15 protein-coding genes are annotated in these 19120 nt (G+C 74.7%); 4 read left to right on the top strand and 11 right to left on the bottom strand.

Annotated elements, in window-relative coordinates; translation table 11 throughout:
- The 3 genes from AB0K00_RS45630 to AB0K00_RS45620 form a co-directional block, all read right to left on the bottom strand.
- Positions 1 to 1376, bottom strand: a 1376-nt coding sequence (locus AB0K00_RS45630) for an RICIN domain-containing protein (RefSeq protein WP_363535304.1), incomplete at its 3' end; no start/stop codon positions are given.
- A gap of 195 nt (positions 1377 to 1571) precedes the next feature.
- A complete protein-coding gene (locus tag AB0K00_RS45625) occupies positions 1572 to 2633 on the bottom strand; it encodes a LacI family DNA-binding transcriptional regulator (protein WP_363535301.1) in 1062 nt (353 codons plus the stop codon).
- Positions 2634 to 2845: 212 nt separating this feature from the next.
- On the bottom strand, positions 2846 to 3088 hold the full coding sequence (locus AB0K00_RS45620; protein WP_363535298.1) for a hypothetical protein: 243 nt from the start codon (positions 3086 to 3088) through the stop codon (positions 2846 to 2848).
- Positions 3089 to 3231: 143 nt separating this feature from the next.
- Between AB0K00_RS45620 and AB0K00_RS45615 the strand changes: the two genes are divergently transcribed.
- Positions 3232 to 3507, top strand: a complete 276-nt coding sequence (locus tag AB0K00_RS45615) for a hypothetical protein (protein ID WP_363535295.1) — start codon at positions 3232 to 3234, stop codon at positions 3505 to 3507.
- A gap of 48 nt (positions 3508 to 3555) precedes the next feature.
- On the opposite strand, the gene AB0K00_RS45610 is transcribed toward AB0K00_RS45615, so the two are convergent.
- Together AB0K00_RS45610 and AB0K00_RS45605 are read right to left on the bottom strand one after the other, a co-directional pair.
- Complete coding sequence (locus AB0K00_RS45610) at positions 3556 to 5931, bottom strand: FtsX-like permease family protein (RefSeq protein WP_363535292.1); 2376 nt, start codon at positions 5929 to 5931, stop codon at positions 3556 to 3558.
- Positions 5928 to 6629 carry an ABC transporter ATP-binding protein gene (locus AB0K00_RS45605; protein WP_363535290.1) on the bottom strand — a complete coding sequence of 234 codons (702 nt, stop codon included), beginning with the start codon at positions 6627 to 6629 and terminating at the stop codon, positions 5928 to 5930. The genes AB0K00_RS45610 and AB0K00_RS45605 overlap by 4 nt, the downstream gene beginning before the upstream one ends.
- A gap of 202 nt (positions 6630 to 6831) precedes the next feature.
- Between AB0K00_RS45605 and AB0K00_RS45600 the strand changes: the two genes are divergently transcribed.
- Entirely contained in the window at positions 6832 to 8115 is a 1284-nt protein-coding gene (locus AB0K00_RS45600; protein WP_363535287.1) for a histidine kinase, read from the top strand.
- Positions 8112 to 8792: a response regulator transcription factor gene (locus AB0K00_RS45595; protein WP_363535284.1), complete on the top strand. Its 681-nt coding sequence runs from the start codon at positions 8112 to 8114 to the stop codon at positions 8790 to 8792. The genes AB0K00_RS45600 and AB0K00_RS45595 overlap by 4 nt, the downstream gene beginning before the upstream one ends.
- Here the strand turns inward: AB0K00_RS45595 and AB0K00_RS45590 are convergent.
- From AB0K00_RS45590 to panD, 6 genes are all read right to left on the bottom strand, one after another.
- Positions 8789 to 10705 carry a hypothetical protein gene (locus AB0K00_RS45590; RefSeq protein WP_363535281.1) on the bottom strand — a complete coding sequence of 639 codons (1917 nt, stop codon included), beginning with the start codon at positions 10703 to 10705 and terminating at the stop codon, positions 8789 to 8791. The genes AB0K00_RS45595 and AB0K00_RS45590 overlap by 4 nt on opposite strands.
- On the bottom strand, positions 10695 to 11123 hold the full coding sequence (locus AB0K00_RS45585) for a hypothetical protein (RefSeq protein WP_363535280.1): 429 nt from the start codon (positions 11121 to 11123) through the stop codon (positions 10695 to 10697). Before AB0K00_RS45585 ends, AB0K00_RS45590 begins: the two co-directional genes overlap by 11 nt.
- A 138-nt stretch (positions 11124 to 11261) precedes the next feature.
- Complete coding sequence (locus tag AB0K00_RS45580; RefSeq protein ID WP_363535277.1) at positions 11262 to 16124, bottom strand: HEAT repeat domain-containing protein; 4863 nt, start codon at positions 16122 to 16124, stop codon at positions 11262 to 11264.
- Between the two features lie 23 nt (positions 16125 to 16147).
- Complete coding sequence (locus AB0K00_RS45575) at positions 16148 to 17032, bottom strand: alpha/beta hydrolase (protein WP_363535274.1); 885 nt, start codon at positions 17030 to 17032, stop codon at positions 16148 to 16150.
- An 80-nt stretch (positions 17033 to 17112) separates the two neighbouring features.
- Positions 17113 to 17505, bottom strand: a complete 393-nt coding sequence (locus AB0K00_RS45570) for a hypothetical protein (protein WP_363535271.1) — start codon at positions 17503 to 17505, stop codon at positions 17113 to 17115.
- Between the two features lie 4 nt (positions 17506 to 17509).
- A complete protein-coding gene (panD, locus tag AB0K00_RS45565) occupies positions 17510 to 17944 on the bottom strand; it encodes an aspartate 1-decarboxylase (protein WP_363535268.1) in 435 nt (144 codons plus the stop codon).
- Positions 17945 to 18074: 130 nt separating this feature from the next.
- Between panD and AB0K00_RS45560 the strand changes: the two genes are divergently transcribed.
- Entirely contained in the window at positions 18075 to 19094 is a 1020-nt protein-coding gene (locus AB0K00_RS45560; RefSeq protein ID WP_363535265.1) for an ABC transporter substrate-binding protein, read from the top strand.
- The last annotated feature ends 26 nt before the right edge of the window (positions 19095 to 19120 follow it).

The following is a 19120-nucleotide window of genomic DNA, read 5'->3' as shown; positions in this document are numbered from 1 at the left end:
AGGTTCTGCCCCGCGGCGAGCGCCGCGTTGATCGACGCCGCGGTCGCACCGGCCTTGACGATGTAGAACTGGCTGATCGGCAGGCTCGACCCGGCAGTGGTGCCAGAAGACCAGCTGTTCCCGGCGGAGTTCGTCCGCAGCGCCGGCACGAAGACCTGGTAGGCCCCGGCGTTGTCGACATAGAGGAACGGCTTCTCCCGAACTACTGGCGAGCTGCCGACGGTGGTGTACGGCGGGTTCGGGAAGCTGTTACCAGGGGCACCCTGGACGCCGACGAACACCTGGTTCCAGTTCTGGCCGGTCCAGCTGCCGATCTGTGAGTTGCGGGTGATCCACTGCTGCTGCGTGCCGGACTGGATCTGGCCGTCGATCTTGCTGTCGGAGATCCAGCCGCCGGAGGACCAGCCACCGTCGGACAGGGCGAGGTTGCCGCGCACGTGCATACGCCGGTACGGCGCGGCCTGCGACACCGCCCACCGGTCCAGGCCACCGGTCGGGGTCACGGACAGGTTCTCCGCGGACCGCCAGAAGTTCTGCGTCGCGTTCTGCGACCCGTCCGGCCACCAGTCCGCCTCCGCGTGCACGGCACCGTTGATGACGACCGAGTCCGGGGAGATGCCCAGACCGGCGACCTGGGTGAAGAAGCCCACGTTCGCGTTCACGTTGTAGGTGCCCGGCTTGAACAGCAACGCATACCGCGCGTTACCGAACTGGTTCGTCACCTGCTGGTTGAACACCGTGTTCAACCGGCTCTGAATCGTCGAGGCCGACATCGACGGGTCGAACACCGACACGTTCGGACCCAGATCCGGGTTGTTCGGGTTGTTCGGCACGCCGGTCGCGGTCGCCGTGGGGGTCGGGTTCGTGGTGCCTCCGCCGCTGAACGTCCACTTCTGGTTGGCGCTGCCGGCGCACGACCACAGCTGCAGCTTGGCGCCGTCGGCGAGGTTGTTGTCCTTGATGTCCAGGCACTTGCCGGACGCGGTGTTGACCAGGTCGCCGGCCGCGGTCAGCTGCCACTTCTGGCTGGCGACGGTGTCGTAGCAGGTCCACTGGTGCACCACGGCGCCGTCGGCGGTGGAGCCGTTGGCGACGTCGAGGCACTTGCCGAGGCCCTGGACGGAGCCGTTGTCGGCGAGGGTCCAGGTCTGGTTCGCGCTGCCGGTGTAGCAGGTCCACATCTGCGGCTGGTTGCCGTCGGCGGTCGAGCCGTTGGTCACGTCGAGGCACTTGCCGTTGGCGGCGCTGGTGATCCGGCCGCTGCTGGCGGCGGAAGCGGCGGTCATGGCAACCGCACCGATCGCGCCGACGGCGGCCGTGGTGACACCGACCGCGAGCAGCGCTGTGCGCCACCTGATGCGTTTCGTTACTGGCATGGGGGTCCTGTTCTGGGCGGGCATGACCGTCCGACCCGATGTCGACTGGCGGGTCGCCGGGTGAGGTTGGGGTGCGGTGCCGCGCCGGGATCCATCGGCGCCTGTAACAGGAAGGAAACACGCCACTGACGCGGCATGTCAACAGAACGCCGCATCTTTTTTCAGGTCGCGATGGAAGTTGCTATGAAACACGCGTCAATCGACGGTGGGCACAGGTCCGGTCGAGCCGCGCACGACCAGGTCGGTCGCCAGTTCCACGTGCAGCGCGTCCAGCTCGTGCCCGGCGAGCATCCGCCCGAGCAGGCTGACCGCCATCCGGCCCATCTCGCCGAGCGGCTGGCGGACCGTGGTGAGCGCCGGGTGGGTGGCCTGGGCGACGTCGATGTCGTCGAAGCCTGCCACCGACAGGTCGTGCGGCACCCGCAGGCCCCGGTCCGCGGCGGCGTGCAGCGCGCCGACGGCCATCTTGTCGTTGAACGCCACCAGCGCCGTCGGCCGCTCCCGCTGGTCGAGCAGCTCGGCGGCGACCCGGTAGCCCCGCTCCACGGTCGGGTCGGTCACGGAGCGCACCAGCTCAGCCGTGGGCAGCACGCCGACGCCGACGAGCGGCGCGAGCCAGCCGGCGAGGCGGTCGGTGCTGGCCATCCACTCCGACGGGCCGCCGAGGATGCCGATGCGGCGGTGGCCGAGCTCGGTGAGGTGCGTGACCAGGCGCCGCGCGCCGGCGAAGTTGGCCGCGGACACGGCCGCGATGTCGCGGGGCGGCGACGTGCGCGGGTCCACCACCACGAACGGGAACCCCTGGTCACGCAGCCGCTCCAGGTCCGCCTCGGGCTCCGAGGGCAGAATGAGCAGCGCACCGGTCACCTGCGGCCAGCCGGTGAGCGTCTTGAGCGCCTCAGTGCGCTTCCACGACGACTCGCCGGCGTCCACGATCGCGTGCATGCCGTGCACGTCGAGGGCCTCGGCGATCGCGGAGACGATGAGCCCGAAGTAGTCGGTCAGCACGTAGGGGCAGCGCACATAGACGCCGTTGTCGGCCTTCTGGGCGCCGGAGCCGCGCCGCCGCGGCGCCTGCCGGCCGAGGCCGCCCATCGCCTCGAGGACCCGGTCGCGGGTGTCCGGCGCGACGTTGGAGCGCCCGTTGAGCACCCGCGACACGGTCGCGATCGACAGGCCGGTCTGCTTCGCGACGTCGCGGATCGTGACGCGCTGCTGCGCCGCGGCGGGCTGCTCTGTTTCATGGGCCTGTTTCATCACCACTCAGCTTATCGGGCTCTGATACGTCGACGTGGCAACAGCACCAGTGGGTCTTTGTACGCATTGCCGCCGGCCCAGGCACGGTGCCATACGAGGGCAACCATCCTCGATGCCTTCAAGGAGCGCCACAATGCGTTCAACCAGTTCATGGCTCAATCGAGCGACTGCGGCGGCGGCTTCCAGTGCGCGACCGCGGCCGTGCCCCGCAACTACCGGGACCGGCGGGGGCCGGTGTTCCAGCTGCCCGTCATCAAGTGGCCGGCGAAGGACCAGTCCCGCCGGATCGGCACGATGTTCGTCAACCCCGGCGGGCCGCGCGGGATCGCCGGCAGCGTCCCGGCCGTCGACTGCACGACGCCGGAGGAGGACAACGCGTCCACCAGCACCACATTCACGCCGCTGTTCGAGGTCGACCTGAAGGCGGCGGTGCACGGCGCCCGCAACTCGGTCAAGACGTGCGCCGAGCGGAACCCGGGGATCCTGCCGTACCTCGGGACCGCGAACTCGGCAGAACGCGTCGTTCGAGGACTCCCTGGACCGGTTCTTCGCCTCCGGCGGGTTCACCGAGGACGCCTTCGACGACCTGGTCACGGCGATGAACCGGGCGCCGCTGCCGGCTCCCGGCGCCACCCACCCGGATCCGGTCCGCGGCGACGACGTCCTGCGGGTTGCCACGAACGCGATGTACGCCAAGTACGACTGGACGCTGCTGGCGCGGGCGCTGCGGCAGGCCACGACCGGTGACGCCAGCCTGATGCGGGACCTCGACACCGTGACCCTGCCGGCACAGGGCGCCTCGTGCACGCAGACCGCGCCCGCCGCCGCGCTGACGGGCACGGCGCCGCGGTGGGTGGTACCGAGGGAACGCTGACACCACACGGGGGCCGGACCGGGCAGAGGTCCGGCCCCCGTGCCCCCGTTATTCGGTGCGCAGTGCGGTCGCGGTGCGGATGCGCGCCGCCCACCCCGCCGGCAGCAGCGCGCCGCAGCCGGCGATGGCGAGGCCGCCGAGGACCAGCGGCACCACCATCAGCGGGCCGTACACCTCGATGTAGCTGGTCGGCAGGCCGGTGCCGGCAGCGCGGCCCATCGCCGGCAGCACCGCGTGGTGCAGCAGGATCCCGACCGGCACCCCGATCGCGCCGGCCAGCAGGCCGGTGCCGGCCACCGACGTGAGGACCATCGACACCGTCTGCCGCGGTGACATGCCGAGCGCCTTGAACACGCCCAGGTCGTGGACGCGTTCGCGGGTGTCGAGCACGACCGTGTTGAGCACGCCCATCCCGGCGACGACGACGAGCATGACGGTGAGCGTCGCGGCGAGGGTGTCCATCGCGACGACGGTGCTGCTGATCTCCGCGACGTTGACCTCCGCGCCGGCGCTGAGCGGCTCCAGCACGGCGTTGAGCTGCTCCACATAGGACTGCGCGGAGACCCCGTCGTTGAGGTCGATGTGCAGCTCGACGCCGAAGGGTTCGAAGGTCGTGCCGAGGTCGGCGAGGGTGGCCTTGTCGGTCACCACGACCCGGCCGTCCTCGCTGAGGTCGAGGGACTCCCCCACGATGCGGACCCGGACGGACTTCCCGGCGTCCGACAGCGTGGCGGTGTCGCCGACGCGCAGGCCGGTGGCGGTGAGGAACCCGGTCGGCACGACGATCTGGCCGGGCCCGTCGAACCACTTGCCGGAGATCATCTCGTAGCTGGCCCACGAGGAGTCGCCGTCGAAGACGATGACCCGCGCGGCGCCCGTGAGGCCGGAGACGCCGAGCTCGATCTCGGTGGTGCTGTAGCTGCGGCGGGTCCCCGGCTGCGCCTTGACCGCGGCGGTCATCTTCGCCAGGTTCCCGGCGGCCTCCTCGGGGGTCGGCGGCAGCTGCCCTGCCTTCGGCGGTCCCATGCCGGCGTGCGCGACGACGGCGCCGGCGTTGCGGCGGTTCAGGCCCTCCTGGATGTCGGCGAGCGAGGTGGCCAGGCCGACGCCGAACGTGACGCCGAGCGCGCCGAGGGCGACCGCGGCGACGATCGTCGCCGACCGCGACGGGCTGGTGAACGGGTTCGCCAGCCCCAGGCTCACCGGCCGGGGCAGCGGCAGCCGGCCGAGGACGCGCCGGGCGGTGCGCCCGCGCCCGGCGACCGGGGTCCGTCCGACGGACAGCGCGGCGACGGTCTGCAGCCGGCCGGCCCGCAGCGCCGGGAAGAACGCGGTGACCGCGACCGCGACGAGCGCGACGAGCGGCACGACCACGCTCACCCACGGTTCGATCGTCATCGGGGCGGTGTCGAACGCGTCGCTCTCGTTCTGCAGGACCGGCACTGCGGCCAGGTTGCCCAGCACCACGCCGAGGACGGTGCCGACGGTCGCCGGGATCAGGGCCTGCCCGACGTAGGCGCGGGTCACCTGGGCCGGGGTGAACCCGACGGCCTTCAGGATGCCGATGCGCCGGGTCGCGGCGCCGACCGACCCGCTGACCACGACGCCGATGATGAGCACCGACATGCACAGACCCAGCACCCCGAACGCCACCACGAACGGCACGAACGTGGCCGCCTCGCGCTCCGCGGCGTGCTTCACCGTGAGGTACGACGTGGCGCCGGTCAGCGCGTCGGCCGGCACGGCGGCGGCGACCGCGGTCCGGTGCGCGGTCATCTGCGCTTCCGTGGCGACGTCGGTGAAGCGGTACAGCATCTGGTAGCCGCCGGTGTCGGCCGCGCCGGCCATGGCGGCGAGCTGCTCCGGCGTCGTCCACGCCTCGCCGCTGCCGCCGACGGACCGGGCCAGCCCCACGACGGTCAGCGTCGGGCTGCCGGGTGCGTCCTGGAACGTGAGCCGGTCGCCGACCTGGAACGGCGACCTCCCCGCCGACCACACGATCTCCCCGGTGGCGGTGGCCCAGCGGCCCTCGGTCAGGTCGAGCCGGTCGACGGGGCCGGCGGCGTCGGCGCGCCCGACGAGCGCCGCCGGTGGCAGCGTGATGCCCGGCGGGATGCGGTTGCCGCCCCCGGTGGTCGTCGGGCGCAGCGACACCGTCCTGAACGGCCCGGCGGTGGCGGTCGCCCCGGACGCGCCCGCGGTGGCGGCCACGGCGTCGGCGGTGACGAGCTTGGCGTCGAACGCGGCGGTCAGGTGAGCGCCCTGCTGCTTGGCGAAGCCCGTGTCGAACGGTGCCTGCGACGCGACCAGCAGCCCCGCCGCGAGCACCGACGCGGAGACGGCCAGGAGTGTCGTCAGTGCCATCACCACCGACTGGACCCGGCGGCGGCCGCCGGCGCGCACGATCCGCCCGACGCCGCTCACCGGGCACCCCCCACCGCGGCGTGCTGGACGTCGCGGCTGAGGCGGCCGTCGACGAGCTCGACGGTCCTGGTGGCGCACTCCTGCGCCAGGGTGACGTCGTGGGTGACCAGGACCAGCGTCTGCCCCTCGCGGTGCAGGGCGGTCAGCAGGTCGCGCACCTCCCGGCCGGAGGCGGTGTCCAGCGCGCCGGTCGGCTCGTCGGCCAGCAGCAGCGACGGCCGGTTCATCAGCGCCCGGGCGACCGCGACCCGCTGCCGTTCGCCACCGGACAGCCGGCCCGGGAACGCCTTCGCGTGCCGCTGCACGCCGAGCTTCTCCAGCAGCTCACCGGCACGGGCGGTGGCCTCGCTGCGGGGTACCCCGGCCAGCTGCGCGGGCAGCAGCACGTTGTCGTGCACGGTCAGGTCGTCGACCAGGTTGAAGAACTGGAAGACCATGCCGATGCGGGCGCGGCGGTACTTCGCCGACGCCGCCTCGCCGAGGCCGTCGACCCGGACCCCGTCGACGGTGACGCTGCCGGACGTCGGCCGGTCCAGCCCGGCGATCAGGTTGAGCAGCGTCGACTTGCCACTGCCGGACGCGCCGAGCACGGCGACGGCCTCACCGGCGTCGATCCGCAACGTCAGGCCGGCCAGCGCCGGCGGCCCGTCGTCGTAGCGTTTGCTCACGTCGCTGATCTGGATGAGTGGCGCGGTCACGGGTACCTCCACGGCTGCGGGACGAATTGGACGCACCGACCGTATTGACGCGGCGAGCCGCAGCACGTCGCCCGCGGTGACGGCTTCGTCTCGCCCGTGCGGCGGACCGGGGCCGGGGTCATCACTTCGGACTACGCCGTGCGGCGCGGGCATGGTCACCGAAGCCGATGCCGCCGGGCGGAGCGCTTGGCAGACTGGTGCGATGGACACCGGGTTCGTCACGCGACAGCTCCGGGCGATCAACGCCGAGCTGTGGCGCGTGAGCGGCCCGGTGCCGAAGCTGAGCCGCTGGGCGTGGGCCGCCGACGCGGTGCTGGCGCTGCTGCTCACCACCGTCACGGTCAACGGCGCGCTGGACCCTGGCGACGAGCACGCGCCCATGAAGGTCCCGGACGACCACTTCCCGATGGCGCCGGAGGTGCCGCTGCTGCCGGGCATCCGGCTGCCGCCACCCGGCGAGCACTTCCCCGTCGAGGCCACCGGCTGGCAGCTGGTGCTGGTGGCCTTCACCGCGCTGCCGCTGCTGACCCGGCGCAGGTATCCCCTCGCGTCGCTGTGGGTCATTGTCGCCGCCGCCGTGTCGCTGCGCTCGTGGTCCGGGTTCGACCCGACCCCGTCGCTGGTGTGCTTCGCGATCGCGGCGTACAGTGCCGCGCTCTACAGCCGCCACCGGCTGCTCGCCATCGGCAGCGTCGTCGTGGCCGCCGCCGTGCTGGTCTCCGTCGACCAGGAGAACGCGCCCGCGCCGGGCTACGCGACGTTCCTGCTGCTGTGCGCGGTCAGCCTCACCGCCAACGCGATCCACACGTGGAAACAGCGGGCCCTGGCGCTGCAACACGAGCAGGCGACGGCGACCAGCCTCGCCGTGCAGCAGGAGCGGGCCCGCCTCGCCGGCGAGCTGCACGACGTGGTCAGCCACAACGTGAGCATGATGGTGGTGCAGGCCGGGGCGGCCCGCACCGTCCTGGACACCGCGCCGGAGCTGGCCCGGGAGGCGCTGCTCGCGGTCGAATCCAGCGGCCGGGCCGCGATGGTCGAGCTGCGCCACGTCATGGGGCTGCTGACGATGGACTTCGACGGCCCCGACCTCGCCCCGACGCCCGGCCTCGACCAGCTCGGCGTCCTCGCCGACGGGGTCCGGCGCGCCGGCGTGCCGGTCGAGGTGGTCCAGACCGGCACCCGGGTGCCGCTGCCGGCGGGCGTCGAGCTGGCCGCGTACCGGGTCGTGCAGGAGGCCCTGACCAACACCGTGAAGCACGCCGCGGGCGCGTCGGTGACCGTGACCGTCGAGCACACCCCGGCCGCGCTGCGCATCGACGTCACCGACACCGGCGGCACCGCGGACTCGGCCGCCGACCCCGGCAGCGGCCGCGGCCTGGCCGGGCTGCGCGACCGGCTGAGCGTGCACGACGGTAGCCTGTCCGCAGGTCCGACCGGCACCGGCGGGTTCCGGGTCCGCGCCGTCATACCGATCGGGGACAGATGACTGACGCGTTGCGGGTCGTCGTCGCCGACGACCAGGCCCTGGTGCGGACCGGGTTCAGGATGATCCTCACCGCCGGCGGCATCGAGGTCGTCGCCGAAGCGGTCGACGGCGCCGAAGCGGTCGACGCGGTCCGCCGCACCCTGCCCGACGTGGTGCTCATGGACGTGCGGATGCCACGGATGGACGGCCTCGAGGCGACCCGCCGCATCCTGGGCGGGCCGGTGAGCGCCGCCGCGCCGCGGATCATCATCCTCACCACGTTCGACCTGGACCAGTATGTGTACGCGGCGCTGTCGGCGGGCGCGAGCGGCTTCCTGCTCAAGGACGTCAGCCCCGAGCAGCTCGTCGCCGCGGTCCGGCTGGTGCGCGCCGGCGACGCGCTGCTCGCCCCGTCGATCACCCGGCGGCTCATCGAGCGGTACGCGACCAGGGACGGCCGCACCGCGAGCCTGCACCGCGACCTGTCCGGGCTGACGCCGCGCGAGGTGGAGGTGCTGCGGCTGCTGGCACGGGGGTTGAGCAACGCCGAGCTGGCGGCGCGGCTGCAGCTCAGCGACGCCACCGTGAAGACGCACATCGCCCGCATCCTGTCGAAGCTGCAGCTGCGCGACCGGGCCCAGGCGATCGTCGCGGCCTACGAGACCGGCCTGGTCACGCCCGGCTCCGCGGCGCCTTAGCGGGCGGTTGGCACCTCGGCGCGGAACGTGGTGGCGTCCAGGTCGTAGCGTTCCAGGAAGTCCGCAACCGCCTCGACGACGACCCGTTCGACGATCTTCACGTACTTCGTCGCCTCCAGCGCCGGCAGCGCGGCGGCAGGGTCGGCGACCAGCTCCCGCACGCCGAGCCGGGCACCGTGGTCGTGCCAGCCGCCCCGCTGGGCCCGCCGCGCCACGGCTCGCAGGCGGTCCACCCCGGTCCGGGCCAGCCGCCACGGCGCGGCGGTCAGTTGCGTCAGCATTTCCAGGTGTACGGCCGGCGCCTGCTGCACGTAGCACGACGTACGGATGGGCGGCAGGATGTGCGCGGAGAGCTCCACGTACACCACGGACGCCTCGATCGACGTGTGCACGAACACCGACACGTGCCCGTCGCCGTCGTCGGCCGGCACGACGGGCCGGCCCTCGGCCGTGGTGACGCCACGGGCCCGCGGCAGGACCACGACCCGGTCGTAGTGGCGCAGCCCCTCCTGCGGGCCGCGGACGACGGCGTCGAGGGCCTCGCGGGACGCCAGCGGCAACGGGGTGCCGTCGTCGAGCAGCGGGTCGCCGTCGCAGCGGACCCCGTCGGCGGCAAGGTACGGCGTGACGGTCAGCCCGGGAACCCCCGAGTGGCCGCCGCCGTCGTCGCCGAGGCCCTGGAGCGCCTGCCCGACGTGCCGGCGCAGCAGGACCGGGTCGAGCGTGGCTGGGCTGCGCGGGCGGTAGCCGCCGGAGTCGGTCGCCCGCAACGCCACCGCGACCGACCACGCCCGGACCCGCGGCCCGGCGCCGACGAACGGGTCGGCCCGGCTGAACGCCACGTTGCCCCGCTGCGCGGCGGCGACGACCGCGACCCGCCTGGCCGTCGCTGGCCGCCGCGGGGCGGGATGGGTGGCGGCGGCGAGCGTGGCACCGGTCCACCACAGGTGCGCCAGATGCCCGGCGACCGCGCCGGCCAGCAGGACCGCGACGGCTGCCCACACGCGCGGCCCAGGTGCGGCGCCGACGGCGGCGGCCAGCCGGTCGAACTCATCACCGGCACCCTGCGGCCCGCGTGCCGCGGTGCCGGGCCGCACCGGTGCGGCGGCGCCGAGCACGGTCAGGGCCGCGCCGACGGCGGTGACGAGACCGAAGACGAGCGCGGCCGCGAACAGCGCCCGCCCGGCCGGTGGCACCGCCCGGACGAGCCCGGACCGGCACAGCCCAGCGGCGGCGCCGAGGAGCAGCACAGCCGCGGTCGTGCGGGGCGCGAGGACCAGCGCGACCAGCACCACCACGGTGAGGAAGCCGTCGCGGGCGGCGGCGAGGAGCCTGGCCCGCAGCGCGTGGCACAGCACCGGCTCCAGGTCGAAGCCGACCGACGGCGGCACGGCCCGGCGCGGGTCGTCGGTGAGCTCCGCGACGACGCGGCGGGCCAGGCCGGCATCGAGGTGCACGGCCGCACACAGCCGCCGGGTCGTGGTCGACGGCATGCGCCGCGACGAGCTCACGTCCGGCATCGAGAACAGCGGCGGCAGCCACGGTTCCCGTTTCGCCTGCCGGGGCGGACCCTCCGCCTGCGCGAACGGACGATCCCCGTGCGTGGACGGGCGGTCGGGCGTTGCGGAAGCCAGGCGATCTACGGGCGTGGACGGGTGGTCCGGCGGGGTCGACGGGCGGAACGGAGGTGGAGCGATGCGCCGCAGGAGTGCGGTCAGGCCGATCCACGTCTGCCCGGTCGAAGGCTGGCCGGTCCAGGACGGGCCGGCTTCCTGCGGGGACACGGTGGTGGCGCCGCCGAAGGCCGGGGTGTCGCGGCTCAGCGCGGCGAGCAGCGGCACCCGGGCCGGGCCGTCGTGGCCGTCGCGGGCCAGGGCCGCCACGACCCGAGCGGCGAGGTGGTCAACCCGCACGGTGATCGTCGCCGGTCTTCTTACGGGCGGCGGGAAGCTTGACCCGCAGCCGCGACGGGCGGGCCGGGACGGACAATGGTGCAGCGGCGGGCATTGCGGCAGCGGTACCGGCGGCGACGCCCCCACCCACAACAGGCCGGGTGAGCCGGACCAGGTGCGTCAGGAGCAGCGGCGCCGCGAGGCCCACGGCGGCCGCTCCACCCGCGGTCGTCACGTGCCCGGTGACGGCGACACCAGCGGCCAGCCCGGTGCCGGTGAGGCAGCGGACGGCGGCCGAGATCGCGTACGGGACCGCGCCCGGCTCTCCCGCACCGCGCCACGGCGGGCGGCCCGCCCGGCGCAGGGCACCGAGCAGGTCGAGGCATTCGAGCGCGAGCGCCGCGAACAGACCCCACGTGGCCGCACCGGCTGCGCTCATCGGATCACCATAGGGACGGCCGGGTCCGCCTTCCGGGAGATCGACCGGTCGTCACCCGGTCGGGTGCGCCCTTGCCAGGCCGACGGGCGGCGTCAGACGGGCGGGGCGGGCGTCGTCAGGCGGGCGGGGCGGGCGTCGTCAGGCGGGCGGGTCGGCCGCGGCGGCGAGGCCGGCCAGGACGGTGGTGTAGACGCCACGACGGTCCGGGCGGGCGCGGCCGGCGGCCTTGGTGACCGCAGGTGCGGCCACCGGGCCGAAGCGGGCCAGGCCGGCCTCGGCGGTCCGCCGTACGGTCGGGTCCGGATGCAGCAGAAGCCCGACGACGGCGCCGATCGCCGGGGTCCAGGCGCCGCCGCTGACGGCCCGGATCGCGGAACGGACGATGTCCGGCTGCGGGTCGGCGAGCAGGATCTCGCTGTGCCGCAGGTACACGGGACGGTCCAGCAACTGCCGCGACACCCGGTGGGCGTGCAGGCGGACCTTCGGCTCTGGGTGCCGCAGCAGGTGCTCGAGGAGGTCGGCGACGTCGGTGTCACCGTCGCCGGTCGTCTCGGCGAGGCTCGCCAGCGCGACCCGGATCTGCGCGGCGTCGCCGTCCCGGGCCCGGTCCAGCAGGTCCTGGCGGGTCGGCGGGCGGGCGCCCGCGGGTGGCACGGGTCGCTCCAGCAGCCCGGCCGGCAGGCGCGGCTCGACCGGTGCCCGCACGAGCAGCGGTTCGAGCGGCGCCCCGATGACGGCCGCGCGGACATGGACCGGGAGTCGGCGCAGCACCTCGTCGGCGGCGGTCCGAATGGCGGGGTTCGCGTGCTCCCGCAGCCGCCGCAGTGCCAGGACGAGCGGCGGAAGGTCGGCGGAGAGCAGATGACCGGCAAGCCGGATCGCACGGATGAGCATCGCGTCGCCCGAACGGTCGCCACCGCCCTCGTCTCCGGTGGAGACCGCGGCGGGCAAAGCGCCGTCGGACAAGGCGGCGTCGGTGGAGGCGCCGTGGGTGGAGGTGTCGTCGGTGAACACGGCCGCCGGGAACGCGGCAGCGGCGAGGTCAGCGGCGGACAAGGCGGCGGCGGTGGGGGCATCGGCGGCGAGCACGGCCGCCGGGAACGCGGCGGCGGTGAGGTCGGCGGGGGTGAGGTCGCGGGCAAGGGCGGCGGTGGGCGGCACGGTGGCGTCGCCGCGCAGGTGCGCCGTGAGCAGCCGGCGCCTGATGTCCGGCTCGGGCCAGTCCCGCAACGCCTCGGCGGCCTGGCGGCGTTGGGTCGTGCCCGGCGCGGGGTGCTCGAACATCTCGAGGAGCCGGTCGCGCTGGGCGGCCGAGCGGGGCTGGTCGAGGTCGCCGTCGTGCGGTGCCCGTGGCGCCGGGTCGTGCCGGTCTGCCTCCTCGCCGATGGTCCACTGTGGAGCGTCGATCGGCTGGAGGGCCACCATCCGGTCCAGCAGCGCCGGGCGCTCACCGGGTGGAGTGTCCGGCCACGCCTCGATCAGTGCCGCGAGCTGCTCCCGCGAGCCAGTCCTGGCAGCAGCAGCCGGCGAGCGGGCCGGCCCGGCAGCCGACGGTCCAGGCGAAACGCCAGCCGACGACCCGGACGAAACGGCAGCAGGCGAGCGGGGCGAAGCGGCCGGCGACCCAGGCGACGCTGCAGACAACCCAGGCAACGCAGCCAACGACCCAGGCAACGCGGCCGACGACCCAGGCGACGCTGCAGACGACCCAGGCGACGCGGCCGGTGGGCGGGGTGGCGCGGGGACGGCGAACGCCTCGCGCAGCACCCGGACCTCGCCCTGCCACGGGTCGGCGCCGAGCGCGGCGTCGGCGAGGGCCCGTTCGACGTCGGCGCGGGTGAGCACCGCACCGCACCGGCGGAGCACGGTCAGTGGGCTGCGGCGGCCGGCGGGCGTTGGCCGTACCCGCCGAAGAGCGGACGTCACGTCGAAGGCGGCGGCACCCGTGAGGTGTGGAGCCAGGTCTTCGAGGACGGCGAGCAGGCCGTCGCGGTCGGAGTGTGACAGCTCCCCGACCCCCGTGACCAGCGCCTGCCACGACCGGGTGAACGCGGCCCGCTCGGCATCGGTCCACGGCGCCGGGCAGCAGCGCAGGACGAGCCGCAGCACGGGCGGGCGGATTGCCGGGCCGGTCGTGGCGAGCCTGAGCCAGTCGGGCAGGAGCCGGCGCAGCCCGGGCAGCAGCGCCGCGGGCAGGTCCGCGGGGTCGTGTCCGGTCGCGACCCGGCGGGCGGTCGTGTCGTGCCAACCGTTGCGGGTCAGCGCGACGAGGTCCGGATGCGGCCCGGCGGTCGGGGACGCGGTCGGCGGGGTCACGCCGTGCGCCACCATGCGGTCGGCGAGTTCGGCGACGGTGCCGGCCTGGAGGCGTACCCGGCCGGTGGCCACGAGCCGTAGCAGCGCCGGGCCGGCCGGTGAGCCCTGGTCGGCGAGGGCCGCGACGGAACGGGCCGGCAGGGCGCCGTCGAGCGCCGTCAGCAGCAGGTCGCGGGTCCGGCCGGGTTCGGCGTGCTCGGCGGCGGCGAGGACCGTTGCGTCGGCGGCGTCGCCGAGGATCGCTCGCAGCGCCGACGTGAGCGCCGCGCGCAGGCCGGGGTTGTCGTGGCGGCCGAGCCAGGCGAGCAGGTGCGGCACCGTGCCGGGGGTGCCGGCGGTCCGCAGCGCTTCGGCGGCCGCTTTCTTGACGTTCATGTTCGGGTGCTCGAGGCAGGCGGCGACGGCGTGCCCGGCCCAGCGGGCGCCAACCTGGCCGAGCGCGGCGAGGGCCTGGCGTGCCGTCTGCACGTCCGCGGCGGCGGTCAGCGCCGTCAGGGTCGCCGACAGCGCCTCGGCGCCGCCGCCGTCGCGGGCCAGCAGCGCGATGGTGTGCTTGCGGACGTGCGGGTCGCGGTGGCGCAGCAGGCGGTGGACGCGGGCGCGGGTACCGTCGTACGGCGCCCGGTGCAGCAGTTCGAGCAGCATCGCCAGTTCGGTTGGGGTCGACCTGGGCCGGTCCAGCAGGTCCAGTGCGACGCTCGCGACAAGCGCGTGGCCGGCGGCCTGATCGGTGGCGGCGTCGAGCAGGCAGACCGGGCGGATCCGGCCGCTCCGGCGCAGGCGGCGGCCCAGGCCGTGGATCGCGTCGACGGCGCGCTGCGGCACGACGGGCATCGGCTGCGTGGCGGACGCCGGCCGGTCGGCGTCCGCAGCGGCGGCGGCCAGTTCGGCGGGGGCCGTGTGCCGCTGCCCCGGCGGGTTGCCGCGGGTGTCCCAGGCGATCGCGAGCTCGGCGACGATGCGGCCGAGGACCTCGGTGACGGCCGGCACGGTGCCGGTGTCGGCGTCCCGGGCCAGCCTGGTGAGCGCCTCCACCGGCCGGTCCGGGGAGGTCCCGGCGCGCAGCACCGCCAGTTCCCGCTCGTCCGGCCGGCCGAGGTCCACCGCGATCGGCCCGGGCAGCGTCGCCGGGTCGAGCCGCCGCAGCAGTGCGTGCCGGCGGTCCGGCTCGACGAGCCGCCAGCACAGTTCAAGTGCTTGGATCCGCCATGGCCGCAGGTACGGGGTGCCCTCGCCCTCGAGCGCGCCGGTCAGTGCCGCGACGGTCCGGGCGGCACCGACCGCCTCCAGGGCGTGCAGCGCGGCCGCGGGCGCCCGGGGCAACGCCGCGAGGACGGCATCCTCGGCGGGGGCGTGGCGCAGCGCCCGGATCGCGGCGAGGACCGGCTCCGGCGTAGCCACGACCGGCAGCAGCCCGGCGAGGTCGGCGCCGATGTCGAGGTCCGGCGCGCCCTGGCGGGCGAGCGCGACGAGCAGCGCCAGCCGCCTCGGCCAGCCCGGGTCGGCCGGTGCCGCGTCCAGGAGCGCGTCGCGGACGCGGTGGCGGGCGGTGTACAGCAGCATCGCCACGTCGTCCACGGGGATCGTGTGGTCGGCGAGGGCGAGGCCGACGACCCCGGCCGCGTCGTCGGCGGCGGGGAACAGTCCCCGGTGGTGCATGGCGACGAGGCAGGCGACGGCGGGCGGCCCGAGCAGCAGCGGGTCGCCGGCGGCGAGCGCGACGACGGCGGGGATGTGCGCCCGGTCGAGGAGGTCGCCGAGGGCTTCGAGGGCGCGCCGCCGGGCGCGGGGCGGCAGCGCGGCGTCAGCGGCGGCGTCCAGCAGCGCGTCGCGCAGACCGTGCCGGGCCGCGGCGGCCACCGCGGCCTCGACGACAGCCGCGCTCCCGCCCACAGCCACCGCGGTCTCGACGACGGCCGCACTCCCACTCCCAGCAACCCCGGCCTCGACAACGGCCGCACTCCCACCTCCGGCCAGCAGGGTGCGGAGGCGGGGCGGGGCGGCGGGGTCGACGGCGGCCCACGGCTGCGCCAGTTCGGTCAGCGCGCCGGCGACGACCGCCGGGTCCGTGCCGTCCAGGAGCCGGATCAGGACGCGGCGGGCGGGCGCCGGAGCGAGGACCGCGGCGTGCAGCGCTTCCCGGCACAGTCGCAGCGCGGCGGCGCGCAGGACCGGGTCGTCGCGGCCGGCGAGCTCGTCGATGAGCCGCCCCGGGTCGGGTGCGCCGGCGCAGCGCAGCCCGGCCACGGCCTGGTACAGCGGCTCGCCGCACGGTTCGCCGGTGAGCCGGCCCGGCAGGTGCAGGATCTCGGCCCGCAGCCAGGCGACCCGCACGACGGCCGGCGGCGCGGCGTCCCGCCACCGGGGCCAGGCGCCGGCCGGCAGGTGCTGACCGGACCGCTGGAACAGCTCGGCGGCGGCGAGCGCGACCTCCGGCGTACCGGCGGGGTCGCCCGGATCGGCGGGGAGGAGCCGGGTGACCTCGTCGGCGGGAACAGCGCCTGGGTCGCCGGTGAGCCGCTCGCCGAGCCAGCGCACGGCCAGGAGCCGCAGCCGCGGGTCGGCGTGCCGGGCGAGCCGGGCGACAAGGGCGGGTGGGCAGGCGGTGCCGTCGACGTGCGCGGTGAGCCAGCCCGCGTCGCCCCGCTCGATGGCGGCGGTCACCGGCTCCGTCGATGTGGTCACAGGCCCGATCCTAGGCAGCTTTCTCAGGTGGACGGCACGCCGACGCCGGTGAGGGTGCCGATCTCGCCGATCATCTCCGGCCATAACGGGCGGGGCAGGTCGTGACCCATGCCGGGGTAGACCACGAGGCGGGCGCCGGGGACGGCGGCGGCGGTGGCCCGGCCGCCGGACACGCGGATGAGGGGGTCGGCCTCGCCGTGCAGGACCAGCGTCGGGACGCGGACCCCGGCGAGGCCGGCGCGGCGGTCGCCGGAGGCGCGGATGGCGGCGAGCTGGCGGCGGCCGCCCGCGGGGTCGTGGCCGCGGACGTACGCGCGGCGGCCCACGTCACGCAGCCACTGCTCCTCGTGCGGGTACCGGGGCGAGCCGATCACCCGGAACACCCGGACCATGCGCTCGCCGGCCCCGTCGCGGTCGGTGGCGGGGCGGGTGCCGAGTGCGGCCAGCGCGCCGGGGCGGGGGCGGCCGATCCGCGGTGACGGCGTCGACATGACGGACGTCAGGGTCCGGACGCGGCCGGGATGGCCGATCGCGAGGGTCTGGGCGATCATCCCGCCGAGGGAGGCGCCGACGACGTGCGCGGTGGGCCAGCCGACGGCGTCGAGGACCGCGGCGGCGTCGTCGGCCATGTCGGTGAGGCGGTAGGGCGCGACGGCCCCGGGGCGGGTGAGCAGCTGCAGGAGGCTGGGGTTCCCGGCGTGCGACCAGTGCGTGGACTGCCCGGCGTCGCGGTTGTCGAACCGCACGACGCTGAAGCCGCGCTGGATGAGCATTGCGCAGAATTCGTCGGGCCAGGACAGCAGCTGCATGCCGAGGCCCATGACGAGCAGCAGCGGCTCGCCGTCGGCCGGGCCGAGGCGTTCGTAGGCGATGGTGACGTCGTCGTGCCGCGCCAGTCCGGTGACCATCGGGCCAGCATCCTGCATGAGACGCGATCTCCGGAAGCCTCCGGCCGCCGGACGGCGACCGGAGGCACTCCGGTCGAGGGTCAGCCCAGCTCGGCTGCCAGCTCCGCCGCCATCTGCTCCGCGCGGTCGAAGTGGTGCGGGTGGAGCCGTTCGGGCATCGCGGCGACGCCCGGCCCGCCGGCGGCGAGCCAGGACGTCACCGCGTCGAGGGCGTCGCCGTCGAGGATGTCGCCCAGGTAGACGGGTCTGGCCCCGCCGCGGCGGGCGGCCGGGCAGGGCTGCACCACCAGGACATTGGAGCGTTCGCAGACCGAGAGGCATTCGCTGACGCGGACGCGGTGCCGGCCGGCGCCGGCACGCAGCGCGGCGAGGTGCGCGTCGTGGTCGACGTCGGGGTGCTTGTCGGCGCTGCCGCAGCAGCAGTCGCGGCACACCGTGAGCGTGCAGGTGTCGTCTCTCGCCGGCGGGGCCATGGGGTCAGCGGCTCGCGGTCAGCACGGCCGGGCCGCGCCCCGAGCGCTGGTCCGGGTCGCCGGGGACGGGAGCGGCCGGGTCGGTGCCGAGTTCGACGATGCGGTTGGCCCGGTCCACGTGTACGACGCGGGAGCGGTGCCGCGCGAGCTCGGTGTCGTCGACGAGCTCGAACGACATGATGATCACGAGGTCGCCGGGTGAGACGAGGCGGGCGGCGGCGCCGTTGATGCCGATGATCCCGCTGTCGCGCTCGCCCTCGATCACGTAGGTGGTGAGCCGTGCGCCGGTGTCGATGTCGACCACCTGCACCTGTTCCCCCTCGACGAGGCCGGCCGCCTCCAGCAGTGCGCTGTCGATGGTGATCGATCCTACGTAGTGCAGATCGGCCTGAGTCACCGTCGCGCGGTGGATCTTGCCGCCGAGCAGGGTGCGCTGCATGCGTCGTCCTCTCCAAAACGGGCAGGCATGGAAGCCCAACCTAAGTTAGGCAATGCTAACCTACATTCCTGCCGCGACGCGCCCCCTCCGGCCCGGCCGGCCGCGACCCCGAACCTTCCAAGGAGCACTGATGATCCGCGCCCCCCGATCCAGGAAATGGTTGCGCCAGACGGCGCTCGCCGCCGCGGCGCTCCTCGCCGCGACCACCCTCGCCGCCTGCGGGAGCGAGGACAAGGAGACCGCCGCCCCGGCGAGCGCGCCCGCCGCACCCGCCGCCTTCCCCGTGACGATCGAGCACAAGTTCGGCTCGACGAAGATCGAGTCCGAGCCGAAGCGGGTCCTCACCGTCGGCTGGAACGACCAGGACTACGCGATCGCCCTGGGCGTCACGCCGGTCAGCACCCGCGAGTGGTTCACCGAGTACCCCAACTACCCGTGGGTCAAGTCGGCGCTGGGCGGCAAGGCGCTGCCGACCTTCTCCGCCGAGATCAACTTCGAGGCGATCCTCAAGGAGAAGCCGGACCTGATCCTGGCCATCTACGAGACGATCAACCAGGAGACGTACGACCGGCTCAGCCAGATCGCGCCGACGGTCGTGCAGTCGAAGGACTACGCCGACGAGCAGACCCCGTGGGACGTGCAGACCCTGACCACCGGCAAGGCGCTGGGCAAGTCGGCCGAGGCGAAGGCCCTCGTCGACAAGGTGAACGCCAAGGTCGCCGAGGTCAAGAAGGCGCACCCGGAGTTCGCTGGCAAGGTGCTCGTCGAGGACTACGGCCCGGAGAACGGCACGCACTGGCTGATCGCCGCCAAGGACCCGCGCCGCGCGGTGTTCGACGCGCTCGGCTTCGCCGCGCAGACGGACAAGGACGAGATCAGCGAGGAGCGGCTGGACCTGGCCGACAAGGACGTGCTCTTCGTCGTCGGCGCCACCAAGGCCACGATGGTCGCGTCGCCGGTGTTCGCGAAGCTGAAGGTCGTCACCACCGACCGCACCCTGTACACCACGTTCGAAACCCCTCTGGCCGGTGCGCTGTCCTACAGCGGCCCGAACGCGCTGCTGTTCGCGCTGGACCTGCTGGTGCCGGCGCTCGCCGCCGCCGTCGACAACGACCCGGCGACGAAGGTCCCGGACCTGGCCGCCGCGTAACGACGAACACGACCAAAGGGGGCGGC

This window comes from Dactylosporangium sp. NPDC049525, from assembly GCF_040676755.1.
GTDB lineage: Bacteria > Actinomycetota > Actinomycetes > Mycobacteriales > Micromonosporaceae > Dactylosporangium.
Note: the sequence above shows the minus strand (reverse complement) of the source record. Positions and strands in the feature narration are given on the sequence as shown.